Below are 16,608 nucleotides of genomic sequence, written 5' to 3' on the forward strand. Positions count from 1 at the left end.
ACGGCGCACCTTAGCCATCGCAGTCTCGACGCAAGCGGCAACTTGGACAGCGCGGCTTAGAATACAGCGCCCTTTACACGACCAGGTTGGCGGTATAGCGTTTCGGCTACAGGTTAGCAGATGCTCACCTTGAAGCTGCCCATTAAGCAGCGACCTCCGAAGTCGCCGCCAGACCTCGTAGCAGCAGCTCCCGTGCCATCGGAAGGCGCAATCATAAGAATTATTCCCCTACGGTGCGCAAGCGGCGCAAGCGCGCATCTGTGTGCGCTCAAGAAAGGCGACCTTCATGAAACTTCCTGCAATCTTGCTAGGCGAGGCACGGACGCGCGTGCTTCAAGGCATCGCCTTCGGCGCGGTGGCGACCATGGCCATTGGATTTATCTGGGGTGGTTGGGTCACTGGGGAAACCGCCAGGATTATGCGCGCCACGGCGGAGAGCGATGGCAGAATGTCCGTTCTGGTACCGCTTTGTGTCGCGCAGTTCACAGCCGCGGACGGCGCTCTGGCCAAGTTCAAGGCGGCCAGCCCCTATTCAAGGGGAAACATCGTCAGCGAATTCGTGAAAGATGTGGCGTCCACCAGCATGGATTACTCGTTCGCCAAGGCATGTGCCACAGGGATCGAAACAGAGATCACCAAGACAGCGACAAAGACTTGACGGGCGCACCCGCAGGCCTGGTCGTGGATCGCCTGACTCGGGATCAGAGTGCGCGCTTGACGAATAGGAGTGGCACTGGCTCGATTCATTTCGTCATCGTGTAGCAGACCAATAGGCTCTAGCTGGGCCGCGCGGCTCGCGCGGAGAGCCGGCCCGCGCACAATCTGGCAAACGGATAGGGAAGCCGGACCGGATGCAACTCGAAGACGCCAGCAAATGGCCAGTCGTGCTTGTCGTTGAGGATGACGAGCTGTTGCGCTGGAGCGCGATGATAGTACTCGAAGATTCTGGCTACAGTGTTCTTGAGGCCTCGGACGCTGGGGAGGCGCTCACGACTTTGGAACAGCGGGCAGATGTCCGCATCATATTCACTGACGTACAGATGCCGGGAGCAATCGACGGAGTTCGGCTTGCCCACTTGGTGAGCCAGCGCTGGCCTCTGCTAAAGATCATCGTGACGTCCGGCAGAATGAGGCTCCACCAGGACGACCTCCCGAAGGGAGGGGTTTATTTGATGAAGCCATATTCGGCCACGGAGCTGACGACCGCGGTATACGAAGTGAGAGCGGGAGGTTGATCCTCCCTGGACCAATTCCATTGAAGGGTTGCTTCGAGTACTGCTCTGTCTCACCTGCGCAGCAGGGCATGCTTGCCGGGACCCAACAGTCTCGCGGAGCAACGCTTCACCGTCTCGTAGCATTCGCACGCGCCGTCTTGCAGCCATTCCATATCGAGGATGTGGCATGCGCCCTACTTCGGCGGATGCAAATCGCCTTGAAGGCACCGGCCCGCCTTGGAATGCATAGAGTCTTCACACGCGGCAAGGATCGTTAGTACGTGATTACACACGGCGCACTGAAAGCGATGTAAGTCGACGCCGGGACGTTCTGACTCAATGCTGACAAGCATCATCGGAGATTTGCAGATCGAACAGCCGGGGCGCTGCAATGCGATGGGCCCAACGTCGGGCAAACTGTCTTGAGAGTTGGGCATAGGGGCTCCCCCTCCGAAACAGGCGGGAGCACGACGCTCTCGGTCACCAGTAATGCCTGGGCGCGGACCGGCGATGATGAAAGTGTGCGCCTGATTGGTCTCAATCGCGAGTCAATTCGCCGCCGTGCGACCGCGGCTTTCGGTCCGTCCGATCGGCCTGTAGTGCAGATGGCGAAAGTTCCGACAAGCCATTCCATGCGGGCGGGCGGTGCCGATCAGGGCGTCTATGACCACCAGTACTTTACTCGCCGAACCCAGTCCCCTCGTGATCTTGAAACGTCCCACCCAAATTACGGTCCGTCTCATACTTCAATGTCATCGCCAACGTACTCTTCGTAGGAAGAGCGCTCCTGGCCAAGCGTCTGCATAAGACGATCTACCTTGGTCGCCCTAGCATCCACGCTTTTCGGCGAACTTGCAGAGATCAGAGACAACTCGCGGATACCAAGCTTGGGCCCGACTAATGAGAATGGTTCAGGACACCATACGTAAGGTGCAGACCATCTCGTAGATTCGTTATGCCGATGTGAGCGAGTTCACACGCGCTCCCCGCGTTCGGGCGTCAGCTTAGGCGTCACAGAATAGATGACACTACCACATCGCCCAGACGGTCGGAGGTAACATGCTTCACTATTCATCCCAGACGGCAGCGTTTCTCAGAGCAAAACCGGAGAACACCGAGGTTACTCCGTCACCGGTTTTGGACGAACATGCCTACGCCAAGGCGTTGGCTGAAGGCTTGCGCGTTTCCACGAAGTTTGGACGCGTGGATGTGCTTGGACCGCGAGCGCTCCGGGAGCCAATCGACGGGGTCTATTCGTTGGCGCAATGGCAATCGGGATTCAAGCTACAGAACGACCGCGGTACCTGCTGGGCGTTTGCGGGTGCCGCGGCGCTGGAGGCAGCATATCGACGCAAGTATGGTCTGCTCATCGACGTATCCGAAGAATACATCTTTCATATGGGCAAAGCCTTTGCTTTGAACCGAGACAGCGCGGGGGCGGCAGCGCGGCCGGTAGAGAACAACTCCTCTCTGACCGGATTCCAAGGCAGTGGCGATATCGCGGAGAAGATCTCAGAGAATGCTTCGCCTCCAGAGGAGGCGGCGCCATACTTGCAAAATCAACGGACGCTGTTGGACATCTTGCCCGTACTGGGATTTTCCGGCGTGGAAGCACTGGTGAGCCAAGAGGACTATGATGCCGTTGAGTTTTGCGAGCAACACATTCCGCTCCTCGCGCGGGTGAACGCTCGGTATAGGGCGGCGGGTTGGGGTTCTCTCGGCAACAACCCGAGCATCACTGCGCTAGAGAATACCATTCTCGCGGACCGCGAAGTAATCTGCGACGTCTTTCACAAGACCCCGAACATTGGAGGTCACGTGCTTTTGCTGATCGGCTTTGATCGCAATCGGCAGGTGTTCTTCGCCAAGAACCACTGGGGCGAAGGCAAATTCATCGAGATCGCCTACAACAACGATCCGAACTGGCAGATTAATTCGGGCTGGTACATCACGGATGTCGTCGATCCAACGTTTGTGCAGAGCGAGGCTTGTTGGCTCGGCAACTGGCGTGCAAGCGTGGGGGACGCATCGTTTCGGCTCCTCCTGCGCAGGTCAGAGGATTTCCCCAACCCAGGGGCGCCGACCAAGCTTGGGACGGCATACTTGAGCGATGGGCCCCATGACGTGAACGGATTATTCCTAAACGCGGGCGCACATCTGCGTATGTTCATTGCGCCGACAACCGCCCCAGTTCCCATTGGAACACTGAGCGGGTGGCAGATCGACGCCGACCTTAACTTTTCCGACATCTACAACGCGTTTGGGCAGGCCGGACAGGAGCCTGCTGCGCTCTCTCGCTTCAATACACGGTTCGCGGCTCTGTTCGACAAGGGCGACGGCTTGGCATGGCAAGCACGGCACGGGATCACCCCAGAGGCCTATCAGTCGATTTTTGATTTGCTGGTCGGTCAGGGCTACCGGCTGACCAACGTATGCGGATACAGCGAGGGGACAGCCTCCCGCCTTAACGCTGTCTGGCAACAGCGCGATGGCCCCGCTTGGCAGGCCCGCCACGGCCTGACTAACGACCAGTACCAATCGACATTCGATGATCTCGTCGCGAAAGGGTACCAACTCGTTTGCGTCAGCGGCTACGCTGAGAACGGTCAGCCTCGCTATGCCGCTATCTGGGAACAGCGGGCGTCTTCTGATTGGCAAGCGCGGCACGGGATGTCGCGGAGCCAGTACCAGCAGACCTTTGACCAGATGGCTGCCGACGGCTTCGCGCCCGTGCAGGTTTGCGGTTTCCGGGTCAACGTTGACGTGCGTTTCGCAGCGATCTGGGAACGGCGCCCTAGCCTCGAATGGGTGGGTCGGCACGGGTTAACGGCCAGCGAGTATCAAAAGGCCTTTGATGAGCAGAACGCTGCAGGTTTTCGTCTTGTTTCTGTGAGCGGGTACAGCGACACAGGGATCGCTCGCTATGCGGCAATTTGGCACAAGGACCAGGCAGGTGAATGGCAAGCACGGCACGGTCTAGATAGCGCGGGATATCAGCAAGCCTTCGACGATCTGTCGCGGCGAGGATTCCGTCCTGTGCAGGTGTCTGGATACGGTGATGGATTCTATCCGGCCTAGTTGGCCGGCTCTCGCCGCTTCGGAGCAAGCAAGCTCACGAACTGCGCGGCTCGTTTTACCGATCAGCCGGGCGAGGCATGAAGCCTCGCCCGGTTCTGATGATCACGCTACCTGCGCGTCTCCTGTCCGTTGTCCGCTTTACCCCGGCCTAAACTGGCGAATAGGTAGCAGCCAACGACTTGGATTCTATCTTCACGCGACAGCCTCTCGAACACGAGGGCACTAACGTGTTCGGCTCTTGCTCAAGCCATTAACCAAGTAATTAAGTCGCCTTAATCCCGGCGGAATATGCTCTAGGGTCGATGCCTCGGTGTGGGGACATCGCTGTGATCAAGGTCATTGTACTTGGGTTGGTTTGCGTTGCGGGCGTCAGAGCTATTGCTGCCGCTACGTACAAGCCTGCTTCGGTGCCGATACCTTCGGTCGTCTATCCTGCTGTAGCCGGCAATAAAAGTGATCGACTGCCGCTTGTTAGCATCCAGGACATCCAGCCAACGGTCGACCAGGTTGCCCTTGTCAATACACGTCCTTCTGGGCCACCGGCACCGGTTCAGCGGCCGCAGAAAGAAGTAGCCACGGCGAAGGCTCCAGACTTCATACCTCGCCACTGGCACGACCCCGCGGATACCCGAGCCAGTGTGAAGAAGTTGAAGCCGGAGCCGCCGAGCGACACCTCCCGCAAAGCTACCTCTACCAAGGTAGCAGCGTCACAAGACTGTCGAACAGATGGCCTTGGCCCTTTGATGCGCAAACTTAGCTTACAGACAGCGTGCAGTCGTTGACGTCTCCAATTGGATTTCAGCGCCGACGCGGTCTACCTAGAACAACCTTTTCTTCGACTGGCGTCAGATGCGCGGGTACTTAGATTGCCGTCTTGGCCGTGACCGCCTGTTCGCCAACATGTCAAAGCGCGATATAACCGTCTTGGATCGCTTGCTGAAACAGATCGTTGCTGAAGGCGCCCGGATCGTGGCGGCCGACCTGGGTGGCGATTCGTAGGGCTGCGTGAACGCGCGGGTCGTCAGGTCGAGCGCGGACTGGATCGCGGTCGGCCAGGCTTCTGAATTCGGGGAGTTGTGGGGACCTATTTCTCTAGGGTGCTCCCGAGTCGATCTCCGCAAGTTCGAAGTCGGCACGCAGGTCATGCCCGCTAGGTGAAAGTCGGCGATATGGCTGCCGTAGCGGAAAGCCGACCGAACGATTTTCCGCTGCGTTCGGCATCGGCGCTGGCACCACGACCTTTTACGGCTGCAACAGATGTGCAACGTTAGGCGGTTAAGTGATTGATTTCATATGCCCCAAAACGGTTTCCTAAACCGTAGGTCGCATGTTCGAGTCATGCCGGGATCGCCATTACGGCTTCAGCACGCTTGAGAGAAAGTGTGAGGTCGCCTCGCGCACGTCCGGCCGGTTGAGGATGGTGTGTACGTCCGCTTCCACGACCAGGACGACCGCCTGGGGATTCCCCTTCAGCGCGTCAGCGCAATTGCCGGTTACGGCGTAGTCGCTGTTCCAGGGATTGCTCGGCGAGAAATATGGGTCGCGTGCCGAGATGGCGTTGAAGACCGGCTCCTCGGGGCCGAAGCCCAGGCGCGGGCGTTCGACGAAGTAATTCGCTTCGCAAGACCACGAGTAGATGAGGCGCGCTGCGCTCTCCGGACCCGCATAGCGGCTTGCCGCAACCGATCTTTCGCTGGTGCCGGCGATCACGATGCGGCTGCGGTCAACCCAGGCCCATGCCTTCGAAGCTTCCAGCGCATGCGTGAGTTCGGCGAGGCGCAGCGCGTGGACGCGTTCGTAGATCTCGACCGAGACCGGCGAAGGTCAAGCGGTCCTGGATCGCGAGGCTGTCGGGAGCAACTGAAGCGAGCCCCATCGTGTCGGCCAGCCAAACCTGAAAGTCCTTCACGGCCGGCGCGACGCCGCTCGATCCATGCAGCAGCACGACAAGCGGCGCCTTGCCGGTCACCTCGGGCGCAGCAGATGGAATCCCTTGCCAGCGCTCGCGGCCGGTCAGCGAAGCCGGCAGCACGAGATTGGCCTTGCGCCAAGTCGCAGCGAGGTTGTCCGCCGTGGGATCGAGCGTGGTGCCCCTGATGTCGCCGGGCTTGTCTTCGGCCACGACGGTGGTTGTGATCGCCGCAAGCACGCAGGCCAGGCCCGCGAAGCATGCGAACCGCACAGATCGCTGCCAAATCGTGGTCATGATGAAGCCCCCCAATCCGCGGCAGCGTCGCCGCTTTGCTGCGCTGTCGACGGCAATTTGCCTGCTCCGCGTGAAAATTGCTACACGCGGTGAGCAGCCATTCTGGCAGACCTTTGCAAGCCCTATCCGCGAATCCGGAGACGATGATGCCTTTCGATTTGATCCTGCGCGGCGGGCGGGTGATCGACCCCTCGCAAAAGCTCGATGCGGTGACCGATGTCGCATTTTCGGATGGCAAGGTTGCCGCAGTGGGCAGTGGGCTCAAGGCGGATCCGGCGACCGAGGTTCGCGACGTCTCGCAGTTCATCGTGACGCCGGGGCTGATCGATCTCCACACCCATGGCTATTGGGGCGGTACCTCGCTCGGCATCGATGCCGAGGAATTCTGCCGCGCCTCCGGCGTCACCACCTCGATCGACACCGGCAGCGCCGGCCCCGGCAATTTCGCGGGCTTTCGCAAGCATGTCATCGAGCCGAGCCAGGTCCGCATTCTGGCCTATCTGCACGTTTCCCATGCCGGCATCTTCGGCTTCTCGCACCGGATCATGGTCGGCGAGAGCGAGGAACTGCGGCTGATGAACCCGATCGAGGCGGCCAAGGTTGCCGATGCCAACCGCGATGTGATTGTCGGCATCAAGGTGCGCGTCGGGCTGCATTCTTCGGGCACGTCGGGCGTCGTGCCGCTCGATATCGCGCTTCAGGTTGCTGACGAGGTCGGCATGCCCTTGATGGCGCATATCGACCATCCGCCGCCGACCTATGAAGAGGTGCTGGCCCGCCTTCGGCCCGGCGACGTGCTCACCCATGCCTTCCGCCCGTTCCCGAATTCACCGGCGACGGCGCAGGGCACGGTGAAGAAGGCGGTGCTGGATGCGCGCGAGCGCGGCGTGCTGTTCGATATCGGCCACGGCAAGGGCTCGTTCGCGTTCAAGACAGCGCGTGCCATGCTCGCCAACGGCTTCTATCCGGATACGATCTCATCGGATATCCATCAGCTCTGCATCAACGGCCCGGCCTTCGACCAGGTGACGACGATGTCGAAATTCCTCTGCATGGGCATGTCGCTGCCGGACGTGATCGCCGCCTCGACCGAGAATGCCGCGATGGCGCTGCGGCGGCCCGAGCTCGGCAGCCTCAAGCCGGGCAGCATCGGCGATGCCACCCTGATTTCGGTCAGGCAAGGCCAGTTCGACTATGAGGACGTCGTCGGCGAGCACCTGATCGGCGATCGCAAGATCGTCTCGGAAGGCGTCGTCATCGGTGGCCGCTGGTGGCATCCGAACTAGGTTTGCTCGCGATAGAATTGCAGCAGCCGCGCGCCTTCCGGTGAGAGCCAGTCGGGTGCGCCCGCGATGTAGCCTTCGACGCGACCGCTCGTCCCAATAAGGTAAGTGATGGGCATGCCGATGATAGGGAACATCTCGGTCGATGCTTGCGCCGCCGCACCATAGGTGTCGACGTAGCAGGCGAGGTCTTTTACGGCGAGGTTGCCTAAGAACGCGCGGACCTTGCGCAGATCCTTCGTGTCCGTGCAGATCGCGACGATGTCGAGCCGGTCGGGCCGTGATCCCGCGAGGCGCGCCAGCGTCGGCAGGTCGAGCCGGCAGGCCGCGCACCATGTGGCCCAGAAGTTCACCAGGGTGATGCGGCCCGCCCTCGGCGATACGATGGTATCCCGGCCGTTCGGCTCCTGAAGCCGCATCGGCGGCATCGCGGCGCGAGGCCTCACGACCGTGAACTGGCTGCGCCCGGCTTCGAACACCGGCGGCCAGCTATCCTGGGCGCGGCTTGCGCGCAGAGAGGTGAGAAGCATCGGCGCAGCCATCAGGAGCGATCGCCGGGACAATGCCGGAGACGTCTCACGCATGGATGTAGGCCCAGCCCTTGAGTTGCAGGTCGACCACGCGTCCGATGCCGAACGGGACCAGGTTCGCGCCCGGGATCAATGGGATCGACACCTGCTCCTTGGCTTCCGCGATCGCTCTCGACGACGCGCACATGCTGTAGGCGAGATCAGGAAGCGATTGCCGCAACGTCGCGAGTGGCCCGGCCAGCGGAGTCTTGTCCGCGCGGAAGACGTCGATACCCTTGCCGTTGGCGACGACCTCGATCAGCAACCGCGCGCCCTTGTCGGCGAAGTGTTTTGCCAGATTGGCTGAATAGCTGATGGCGTGTCCCATCACATAAGGCTCGTTGCTGTCGATCAGGATCACGACGCCGTCGGTGAGACGATCCTCCTTGGCCGCGGCCGGGGCGCCGGCCGCGAGGATCGCGGTGCTTGCGAGCAGACCCCTGCGGGACCATCCGATGAAAGAGACCATAGCCGCCGCACCTCACCGATCAAAGCTGACGCGGCCTGATCGGCGCCCTGCTGTTGCGACCCCACAGCACGAACAGGCTGAGCGCCAGCAGGACCAGGTTGAGCGGCGTCACCTCGGCCTCGCCGCGCGAGAGATGGAAAACGAGCGCGAACACCTGCAGCACCGAGCAGCCGAGCGCGGCGAGCACGGTCAGCCGCGGCAGGATTCGCGTCAGGGCCGGCAGCAGGATGCCAATTCCGCCGGCGAGATCGACCAGTGCGATGGAGCGGACGAAGGTTTCGGAATGCTGGCCGGTCCAGGGCATCGCCGCGGCGAGCTGGGGAATGGGGGTCAACAGCTTGTACAACCCCGCCGAAATGAAGACGAAGGCGAGAAGGATCTGCGCGGCCCAGAGGCCAATGCGAATGGCGCGGCCGAGAGTGGCGGTCTCAAGGATGGTGGTCGACATGGCGTTATCCGAAGTGTGAGGGTTCTCACCATTTGATAGTTTCACCATTTTTGATCATTATGCATTTCAGGATTAGTTCATTTCCTCTGCGTTGATGATCTCATGGATTCCCTGGTCAGCATGAGGGTGTTTTGCCTGGTAGCCGAGCTGAGGAGCTTCGCGACCGCGGCGCAGCGCCTGCGCATGTCCCCCGCAATGGCGAGCAAGCACGTGGCGCAGCTCGAGAAGCGGCTCGGCACGCGGCTGCTCAACCGGACCAGCCGGCGCGTCAGCCTGAGCGAGAGCGGTGCGCTCTATTTCGAGCAGGCGCGGCAAATGCTGGACTCGCTCGACGAGGTCGAGGCCGCCGTCAGCAACGCCACGGTCGTTCCGCATGGCACGCTGCGACTCACCGCGCCGGTATGGATGGCGAATTCGATCTTCGCGGGCGTGCTGGCGGACTACCAGGCCCGTTATCCGGAGGTGCGGCTCGACATCGATCTCAGCGGACGGCTGGTCAATCTCGTCGAGGAGGGATTCGATCTCGCCTTGCGCGCGACCGGTACGCCGGACGAGGCGCTGATCGCGCGCCCGATCACCAGCGTTCCATTCTACATGGTGGCCGCCCCCGCCTTTCTGAAACGCGCCGGACGTCCGGAGACCCTCGCCGATCTCTCCGGCATTCCCCTGTTGCATTATGCGCTATATCCCGGCGAGAGCTTCTCCTTCGCCGGCGAGCACGGCCCGCAGACTGTCAAGCTCAACCCGGTGCTGCGCAGCGGCAACGAAACGCTGCTGCATCTGGCCGCGCTCGAAGGCATGGGCCTCGCTTTCCTGCCGAAATGGCTGGTCGCGGATGACATCGCCAGCGGCCGCCTCGAGCATCTCATGCCCGAGCACATCGTCTTCGCGGGCAAGCTGTTTGCGGTCTATCCCAGCCGCAAATATCTCTCGGCGAAGGTGAGGACCTTCATCGACTTCATCGCCGCCGACAAGCGGATGAAATAGGCTGACTACAGCGACCTCGCGATCAATAGCTTCATGATCTCGTTGGTGCCGCCATAGATCTTCTGGATCCGGGAATCGATGAAGATGCGCGAGATCGGGTACTCCTGCATGTAGCCGTAGCCGCCGAACAGCTGCAGGCATTCATCGGCGGTCTGGACCTGCTTGTCCGAGCACCAGTATTTCGCCATCGACGCCGTGACAGTGTCGAGGTCTTTGGCCACAAGGCGTTCGATGCACCAGTCGACGAAGACGCGCGCGATCATCGCCTCGGTTTTGCGCTCGGCGAGCGTGAAGGCGGTGTTCTGGAAGTCCAGCAGCGGCTTGCCGAACGCCTTCCGCTCCTTGGTGTACTCCGTGGTCAGTTTGACAGCGCGCTCCATGGCGGCGACGGCACCGACCGCGAGCGCAAGGCGCTCCTGCGGCAACTGCTGCATCAGCTGCACGAACCCGTGGCCCTCCTCCTTCCCGAGCAGGTTTTCCGGCGGGACCGTGACATTGTCGAAGAACAGCTCCGACGTGTCGGAGGCGTGCAGGCCGATCTTGTCGAGATTGCGCCCGCGCTTGTAACCGTCCGCGCCCGCGGTCTCGACCACGATCAGTGAGATGCCTTTCGCACCTTGCTCGCCGGTCCGTGCGACCACGATGACGAGATCGGCGGCCTGGCCATTGGTGATGAACGTCTTCTGGCCGTTGATGACGTAGGAATTGCCCTGCTTCTTCGCCGTCGTCTTCACAGCCTGCAAGTCAGAGCCGGTGCCGGGCTCGGTCATCGCGATGGCACCGACCATCTCGCCCGAGGCCATCTTCGGCAGCCAGCGCTTCTTCTGCTCCTCCGAGCCGTAATTGAGGATGTAATGGGCGACGATGGCGCTGTGCACGGAGACGCCGGTCGTCAGCTCCGGCACCGTGCTTTCGAGGTCGTCCAGCACTGCGGCGTCATAGGCGAAGGTGGCACCCAAGCCGCCATATTCTTCCGGCACGCTCGCCAAGAGCGCCCCCATCTCGCCGAGCCCGCGCCAGGCGAAGCGGTCGACCATCTTCTGCTCGCGCCATTTTTCGGCATGCGGCGCCAGATCCTTGGCGAGATATTTCCGGAACTGGTCGCGGAAGACGTCGAGCTCTTCGGTCATCCAGGAGGAGCGGTAGGACATGATTACCTCGATTGATGCGGCTTGCGGGCTTGGTAAGCCAGTGACCCCAGGCAATTATTGTGTTTTCAGGCTGCGTGGGTGAGGCTACCAAGGCCCCGGGAAACGCATCTGTTGGATGTTTGATTGTGGCCGTCAAAACCAGAGAGCTCAAGCTCGACATCGCGCGCATCGGCACGGTCTCGGCACTCCTGACGCAGCCGGATCATGCGCGGGCCTGTTACGTGCTCGCGCATGGCGCGGGCGCCGACATGCGGCATTCCTTCATGGCCAAGGTTGCGGAAGGTCTCGCCGGGCGCGGCATCGCCACGCTTCGCTTCAATTTTCCTTACATGGAAAACAAGCAAGGACGTCCCGACCAGCCGGCGGTCGCGCATGCGGCCATCCGCGCGGCGGTCGAGGAGGCGGCGCGATTGTGCCTCGGCATGACGCTCGTCGCCGGCGGAAAATCCTTTGGCGGGCGTATGACGTCGCAGGCGCAGTCGAAGGCCCCCCTACCCGGCGTCAAAGGACTCGCCTTTCTCGGCTTTCCGCTGCATGCCGCCAAGAAGCCGTCGAGCGAGCGCGCTGAACACCTTTCCGGCATCGCGATCCCCATGCTGTTCCTGCAGGGCACGCGCGATGCGCTTGCCGATCTCGGTCACCTCAAGCCCATCATCAAGGCGCTTGGGGCGAAGGCGACGCTGCATGAGGTCGAAGGCGGCGATCACTCCTTCGCGGTGTTGAAGAAATCAGGCCGCACGAATGACGACGCGTTGGCCGAGGTGGTCGACACGCTTGCAGCCTGGATCGACGGGATCTGAAAGTTCAGGCCGAATAGAGCCCCTTGTCTCGCGCCTTCTGGATCGCGAGCGCCGCAATGAGGTCGAGCGTCGGCGTTGACAGGTCGGCGGTGCGCGCGAAGGCCTGGGGCGCCCTCACCAGCACGTCGATCTCCATGGCGCGGCCGAGCTCGTAATCCTGCAGCAGCGACGGCTTGTGGTTGGGGGCAGGGCCGCTCCGCGTGACGCGCTTGACCTCCGGGATGAAGTGCTGCGCGATCTCGTTGGCCTCGTTCAGCATGCGCGGGATGACGTCCGAGAACGCCGGATCGTCGCGCACGCCGCGCGCGGTCTGGCCGGTGAGCAGGCACAGCACTGAGAGCGACATGTTGGTCAGCAGCTTCGACCAGATCGCCTCGCGGATATCGGCCACCGCCGGCGATTCCAGCCGCGCATCGTTGAAGGCGCCGCGGAGTTTCGTGATGCGCTCGCTATTGCGGTCGTCGCATTCGCCGATCAGGAGACGATTGCGGTCCGGCGTCAGGTTCTGCACCACGCCGGGCGCGATCACCTCATTGGAGGAGAAGACGACACCGCCGATGATCCGCTCCTTCGGGATGCAGGCGCGCAGGCGCCCGCCGGGATCGAGGAAGGAAATGTCCGGCGGCGTCGGGTGTCGCGGCGGCAGGCCGATACCGTACCACCAGGGAATGCCGTTCTGGGCGAACACGATCGCGGTATCGTCCTGCAGCAGCGGCTTGATGCTGGAAACCAGCCCCGTCAGCGCAGTGGCCTTCAGCGTCGAGATCACGACGTCCTGCGGGCCGAGCTGGGCCGGATCTCCCGAGGCATTCACCTTGGCGGAAACCTCGGAATCGCCGACGCGCAGCTTGAGGCCATTGGCACGCGCCGCCTCCAGATGTGCGCCGCGCATCACGCACGAAACTTCATGACCGGCGCGTGCCAGCCGTACCGCAAGATGGCTGCCGACGGCGCCCGCGCCGAAAATGCAGATGCGCATAATGATTCCGTCCCTGACCTCGAAGTGCCGCCCGGCGCCACCATGACACAAGCCGCCATGCGATGGACGCGGCCGCCCCACGCCGGAAAGATATGGATCAAGGCGTGCGGGCTCGGCCATAGTGCACGGCCAACAAACGACCGGAGGGATCGCCGATGACTGCCAACCCTGTGCTGTGGAGCCTCGATGAGCGTGGGGTTGCGACCGTCACGTTGAACCGGCCGGAGGTCAACAATGCCTACGACGGTGCCCTGATCGCGGGCGTGCTCGCGGCCATGGACGAGCTTGGGAAGAAGCCGAATCTTCGCGTCGTCGTGCTCAGGGGCAACGGCAGGCATTTTCAGGCCGGCGCCGATCTCAAATGGATCAACGGTGTGCGGCCGCAATCGCCCGAGGCCAACGAGGCGGCCTCGCGCGCGACGTTCGAGGCCGTGCAGCGGCTCAACACGCTGCCGATCCCGACCGTGGCCCTGGTGCAGGGCGGCTGCTTCGGCGGCGGCACCGGCGTGATCGCCGCCTGCGATGTCGTGATCGCCGCCGACAACGCGCTGTTCTCCATTACCGAGGTGCGTTGGGGCCTGACCGCGGCGATCATCATTCCGCAGCTCTGCGATGCCATTAGTGTTCGGCAAGTCCGCCGTTATGCGCTGACAGGCGAGCGTTTCGGCGCCGAGGACGCCCGCCGCATCGGCCTCGTCCACGACGTCGTGCCGCTGGCTGATCTCGATGCCGCGGGCGCCAAGCTGGTCGAGCAACTGCTCTCCAACGGCCCGGAGGCGATGGCCGAGACCAAGCGTCTGGCGCTGGAGAGCTCGTTCGGCGGAATGGCGGTGGATGATGCCGCCTACGCGCGGCTCATTCAGCTGCATTCGCTCAAGCGCCAGAGCGCCGAGGCGGCGGAGGGATTGGCGTCGTTTGCCGAGAAGCGCGCGGCCAAGTGGGGCGGCGGAAAGGACTGAGCGCTCGCCGCTCAGTAGGCGCGCAGCCCGGATGGAGCGAAAGCGCAATCTGGAGGCTCCCCGCATTCCGCTGCGCTTCATGCGGGCTACGGCATCCCAATTCACAGCGACGGCGCGAGCGACGTCTTCAGCAAAGTCAGCAGCGCCTGCACCGCGGCGGCATTGCGCCGCCGCTCGGGGATGGCGGCCTTGACCCACAACTCCGGAATTGGAAAGTCGCGCAGCACCTGTTTCAGCGTGCCGTCGCGCAGCGCGGCCGCAACGAGATAATGCGAGATCAGCGTGATGCCGTTGCCGGCGATCGCGCTGCGCGCCAGCACATGTCCTTCGTTCGACGACAGCAGCGGACTGACCTGGATGCTGATGCGGCCGCGCGGTCCGTCAAACACCCATTCGGGGCCAGTCGGCATGAAGCTGAGACAGCGATGCTCGACGAGGTCGCGCGGATGTTTGGGCGTGCCGTGCTTCTTCAAATAGGCCGGCGAGGCGCAAAGCAGCCGTTTCAACGGGACCAGCGGCTCGTCGACCACGCCGCCGAAGGCATGGGGGAAGGCGCCGATTGCGATGTCGAATCCCTCAGTGACGGGGTCGACCGGGCGGTCGATCAGCACGATCTCGAGCTTCAGCCGCGGGTTCTGCGTCTGGAACGCACTGAAGGCATCCGCGAGCCGCGCCACCGTCAAGGAGGTTGGCGCCTTGATGCGGAGATGATCGACAAGATCGTGGCCCTTCTCGCCCATGCGCGACAAGAGATCGGTCGCGTCAGCGACGACGCCGCGCGCGCGATGGACGTAACGCTGCCCGGCCTCGGTCAGCCGCAATTGCCGGGTTGAGCGGTGGAACAGCGGCGTGCCGATCCGCGCCTCCAGCTGCGTGACGCGTTTCGCCACCACCGAGGTCGAGACATTGAGTTTTCGTGCGGCCGCGGAGAAGCCAGCCGCGTCCGCTGTGGCGAGGAAGGCCTGAAGGTTCACCAGGACGTCCATGTCGACCCTTCTCGATTCGTGAAAGCTGATCGCATATTTTGATGGATTGTAGGCCGTCTCGCGTTAATTCATAGTCGTTCTCAAGCAAAGGATTTTGGGAAGGACGCGCGATGCGGGTCACGGTGATCGAAGAACCGGCACGTCAGGTGCCGCTCTATGGCGAATACGAAGTCGTGGTCCTCGGCGGCGGCCCGGCAGGCATTGTCGCCGCAGCTTCAGCCGCGCGCGCCGGTCGCAAGACGCTGCTGATCGAGCGCTACGGTTTTCTCGGTGGCATGGGCACCGCGGCCGGCGTCACCAATTTCTGTGGCCTGCATGGCAATGTCTACGGCGAGGCCGTCAGGCTGGTGCAGGGCATGGCCTCCGACCTGCTGGCGCGGATCGATCATCTGAACGGCCTCAACGCGCCGCATCTGATCCTCGGCAAGGTCTTTGCCCAGGCCTACGACACCGCCGCCTACAAGATCGCGGCCGACGAATTGCTCGCCAGCCACAAGGTCAACATCCTCTTCCACACCCTCGGCGCCGGCGTCGTGATGGGCGCAGACCGCCGCATCGACGCGCTGCTGGTCGAGACCAAGGCGGGCCGGCAGGCGGTGCGCTCGGAGATCTTCATCGACTGCTCCGGTGACGGCGATCTCGCGGTCTGGGCCGGCGCGCCGTTCGAGATCGGTGACGCGCACGGTCATCCGCTGTATCCGTCGATGATGCTGCGCCTCAATGGCATCGATCCTGAGAAGGCGGGCGAGGCTTGGCGGACCATCCCGCAGCTGATGGAAAAGGCGACTGCGGCCGGCACGCACAATTTCCCGCGCAAGAGCGCGATCGTGCGGCCGCAAAAATCCGGCATCGAATGGCGGGTGAACTTCACGCAGGTGGCGCGAGAGGATGGCCACGCCATCAATGGCGTCGAGCCTGACGATCTCACCCGCGGTGAGATCGAGGGCCGCAAGCAGGCGCTCGCCGCGTTCGAATTCCTGCGCACCGTGCCGGGCTTCGAAAAGTCCTACATCGTCGACCTGCCGCCGCAGCTCGGCATCCGCGAGACCCGCCGCATCAAGGGCGGCTACCAGCTCAGCGGCGAGGACGTGCTCGGCTGCGCTTCGTTCGAGGATTCGATCGGCGTCAATGGCTGGCCGATCGAAGCCCATGTGCCCGGCGACGTCGTCTTCACCTTTCCGCCGATCCCGGAATCGCGCGGCTATAACGAGCTGCCGTACCGGATGCTGGTGCCCGAAGGCGTCGACAATCTCCTCGTCGCCGGCCGCTGCGCCTCGATGACCCATGAGGGCCAGTCCGCGGCGCGGGTGTCCGGTGCCTGTTTCGTGATGGGCGAGGCCGCCGGTTCCGCCGCCGCGCTGGCGCTCGCCGGAAACCGGATTCCACGCGAAATCCCCATTGAAAAATTGCAGGAAACGTTGAAACAACAGGGCGCCTTCATCGGGCGGGATCAGCCCGTGCCAAAGGGCTTGTAAGCGG

At 62.6% G+C, this 16,608-nt stretch carries 16 protein-coding genes; 8 read left to right on the forward strand and 8 right to left on the reverse strand.

Going from position 1 to position 16,608, the window contains the following annotated elements; translation table 11 throughout:
- Nucleotides 1–286 precede the first annotated feature (286 nt).
- The 3 genes from X265_RS03750 to X265_RS03760 all read left to right on the forward strand — a co-directional run bounded on the left by X265_RS03750 (nt 287) and on the right by X265_RS03760 (nt 4,292).
- A complete protein-coding gene (locus X265_RS03750; RefSeq protein WP_128963684.1) occupies nt 287–658 on the forward strand; it encodes a hypothetical protein in 372 nt (123 codons plus the stop codon).
- A 193-nt stretch (nt 659–851) separates the two neighbouring features.
- Nucleotides 852–1,235, forward strand: a complete 384-nt coding sequence (locus tag X265_RS03755; protein WP_128963685.1) for a response regulator — start codon at nt 852–854, stop codon at nt 1,233–1,235.
- A 1,038-nt stretch (nt 1,236–2,273) separates the two neighbouring features.
- Nucleotides 2,274–4,292, forward strand: coding sequence for a hypothetical protein (locus tag X265_RS03760; RefSeq protein WP_128963686.1), 2,019 nt, complete (start codon nt 2,274–2,276; stop codon nt 4,290–4,292).
- A gap of 1,353 nt (nt 4,293–5,645) precedes the next feature.
- Here the strand turns inward: X265_RS03760 and X265_RS42035 are convergent.
- Nucleotides 5,646–6,002 carry a hypothetical protein gene (locus X265_RS42035; RefSeq protein ID WP_308421715.1) on the reverse strand — a complete coding sequence of 119 codons (357 nt, stop codon included), beginning with the start codon at nt 6,000–6,002 and terminating at the stop codon, nt 5,646–5,648.
- 13 nt (nt 6,003–6,015) lie between these two features.
- The gene (locus X265_RS42040; RefSeq protein ID WP_308421716.1) at nt 6,016–6,498 is read right to left on the reverse strand and encodes a dienelactone hydrolase family protein; all 483 of its coding nucleotides are present in this window, start codon (nt 6,496–6,498) and stop codon (nt 6,016–6,018) included.
- Nucleotides 6,499–6,644: 146 nt separating this feature from the next.
- On the opposite strand from X265_RS42040, the gene X265_RS03770 reads away from it, so the two are divergent.
- The gene (locus X265_RS03770; protein ID WP_128969125.1) at nt 6,645–7,784 is read left to right on the forward strand and encodes an amidohydrolase/deacetylase family metallohydrolase; all 1,140 of its coding nucleotides are present in this window, start codon (nt 6,645–6,647) and stop codon (nt 7,782–7,784) included.
- Here the strand turns inward: X265_RS03770 and X265_RS03775 are convergent.
- The 3 genes from X265_RS03775 to X265_RS03785 are packed head-to-tail and all read right to left on the reverse strand — an operon-like array spanning nt 7,781 to nt 9,267.
- Nucleotides 7,781–8,311 (reverse strand): TlpA family protein disulfide reductase, encoded by a 531-nt coding sequence (locus X265_RS03775; protein ID WP_244659438.1) that lies wholly within the window; start codon nt 8,309–8,311, stop codon nt 7,781–7,783. The genes X265_RS03770 and X265_RS03775 overlap by 4 nt on opposite strands.
- A 46-nt stretch (nt 8,312–8,357) precedes the next feature.
- Nucleotides 8,358–8,819 (reverse strand): DsrE family protein, encoded by a 462-nt coding sequence (locus X265_RS03780; protein WP_128963688.1) that lies wholly within the window; start codon nt 8,817–8,819, stop codon nt 8,358–8,360.
- 19 nt (nt 8,820–8,838) lie between these two features.
- Nucleotides 8,839–9,267, reverse strand: a complete 429-nt coding sequence (locus tag X265_RS03785) for a DoxX family protein (RefSeq protein WP_128963689.1) — start codon at nt 9,265–9,267, stop codon at nt 8,839–8,841.
- Between the two features lie 102 nt (nt 9,268–9,369).
- Between X265_RS03785 and X265_RS03790 the strand changes: the two genes are divergently transcribed.
- Nucleotides 9,370–10,254, forward strand: coding sequence for a LysR family transcriptional regulator (locus X265_RS03790; RefSeq protein ID WP_128963690.1), 885 nt, complete (start codon nt 9,370–9,372; stop codon nt 10,252–10,254).
- 5 nt (nt 10,255–10,259) lie between these two features.
- On the opposite strand, the gene X265_RS03795 is transcribed toward X265_RS03790, so the two are convergent.
- Nucleotides 10,260–11,405, reverse strand: coding sequence for an acyl-CoA dehydrogenase family protein (locus X265_RS03795; RefSeq protein ID WP_128963691.1), 1,146 nt, complete (start codon nt 11,403–11,405; stop codon nt 10,260–10,262).
- A gap of 125 nt (nt 11,406–11,530) precedes the next feature.
- Here X265_RS03795 and X265_RS03800 point away from each other — a divergent pair, with 125 nt between their 5' ends.
- Nucleotides 11,531–12,205, forward strand: coding sequence for an alpha/beta hydrolase family protein (locus X265_RS03800; RefSeq protein WP_128963692.1), 675 nt, complete (start codon nt 11,531–11,533; stop codon nt 12,203–12,205).
- Nucleotides 12,206–12,209: 4 nt separating this feature from the next.
- On the opposite strand, the gene X265_RS03805 is transcribed toward X265_RS03800, so the two are convergent.
- A complete protein-coding gene (locus X265_RS03805) occupies nt 12,210–13,184 on the reverse strand; it encodes a ketopantoate reductase family protein (protein ID WP_128963693.1) in 975 nt (324 codons plus the stop codon).
- A gap of 155 nt (nt 13,185–13,339) precedes the next feature.
- On the opposite strand from X265_RS03805, the gene X265_RS03810 reads away from it, so the two are divergent.
- Nucleotides 13,340–14,143, forward strand: a complete 804-nt coding sequence (locus X265_RS03810; protein ID WP_128963694.1) for an enoyl-CoA hydratase-related protein — start codon at nt 13,340–13,342, stop codon at nt 14,141–14,143.
- A 101-nt stretch (nt 14,144–14,244) separates the two neighbouring features.
- On the opposite strand, the gene X265_RS03815 is transcribed toward X265_RS03810, so the two are convergent.
- On the reverse strand, nt 14,245–15,129 hold the full coding sequence (locus tag X265_RS03815) for a LysR family transcriptional regulator (RefSeq protein ID WP_128963695.1): 885 nt from the start codon (nt 15,127–15,129) through the stop codon (nt 14,245–14,247).
- A 110-nt stretch (nt 15,130–15,239) separates the two neighbouring features.
- Between X265_RS03815 and X265_RS03820 the strand changes: the two genes are divergently transcribed.
- Nucleotides 15,240–16,604: an FAD-dependent oxidoreductase gene (locus tag X265_RS03820; RefSeq protein WP_128963696.1), complete on the forward strand. Its 1,365-nt coding sequence runs from the start codon at nt 15,240–15,242 to the stop codon at nt 16,602–16,604.
- The last annotated feature ends 4 nt before the right edge of the window (nt 16,605–16,608 follow it).

Source organism: Bradyrhizobium guangdongense (assembly GCF_004114975.1).
GTDB classification, from domain to species: Bacteria; Pseudomonadota; Alphaproteobacteria; order Rhizobiales; family Xanthobacteraceae; genus Bradyrhizobium; species Bradyrhizobium guangdongense.

What these genes read in the sequence shown, in the direction of transcription:
- X265_RS03815 (WP_128963695.1), bottom strand. Translation starts at nt 15,129, where the DNA reads ATGGACGTCCTGGTGAACCTTCAGGCCTTCCTCGCCACAGCGGACGCG.
- X265_RS03760 (WP_128963686.1), top strand. Translation starts at nt 2,274, where the DNA reads ATGCTTCACTATTCATCCCAGACGGCAGCGTTTCTCAGAGCAAAACCG.
- X265_RS03775 (WP_244659438.1), bottom strand. Translation starts at nt 8,311, where the DNA reads ATGCTTCTCACCTCTCTGCGCGCAAGCCGCGCCCAGGATAGCTGGCCG.
- X265_RS03795 (WP_128963691.1), bottom strand. Translation starts at nt 11,405, where the DNA reads ATGTCCTACCGCTCCTCCTGGATGACCGAAGAGCTCGACGTCTTCCGC.
- X265_RS03810 (WP_128963694.1), top strand. Translation starts at nt 13,340, where the DNA reads ATGACTGCCAACCCTGTGCTGTGGAGCCTCGATGAGCGTGGGGTTGCG.
- X265_RS03790 (WP_128963690.1), top strand. Translation starts at nt 9,370, where the DNA reads ATGGATTCCCTGGTCAGCATGAGGGTGTTTTGCCTGGTAGCCGAGCTG.
- X265_RS03755 (WP_128963685.1), top strand. Translation starts at nt 852, where the DNA reads ATGCAACTCGAAGACGCCAGCAAATGGCCAGTCGTGCTTGTCGTTGAG.
- X265_RS03780 (WP_128963688.1), bottom strand. Translation starts at nt 8,819, where the DNA reads ATGGTCTCTTTCATCGGATGGTCCCGCAGGGGTCTGCTCGCAAGCACC.
- X265_RS03750 (WP_128963684.1), top strand. Translation starts at nt 287, where the DNA reads ATGAAACTTCCTGCAATCTTGCTAGGCGAGGCACGGACGCGCGTGCTT.
- X265_RS03785 (WP_128963689.1), bottom strand. Translation starts at nt 9,267, where the DNA reads ATGTCGACCACCATCCTTGAGACCGCCACTCTCGGCCGCGCCATTCGC.
- X265_RS42040 (WP_308421716.1), bottom strand. Translation starts at nt 6,498, where the DNA reads ATGACCACGATTTGGCAGCGATCTGTGCGGTTCGCATGCTTCGCGGGC.
- X265_RS03770 (WP_128969125.1), top strand. Translation starts at nt 6,645, where the DNA reads ATGCCTTTCGATTTGATCCTGCGCGGCGGGCGGGTGATCGACCCCTCG.
- X265_RS03805 (WP_128963693.1), bottom strand. Translation starts at nt 13,184, where the DNA reads ATGCGCATCTGCATTTTCGGCGCGGGCGCCGTCGGCAGCCATCTTGCG.
- X265_RS03820 (WP_128963696.1), top strand. Translation starts at nt 15,240, where the DNA reads ATGCGGGTCACGGTGATCGAAGAACCGGCACGTCAGGTGCCGCTCTAT.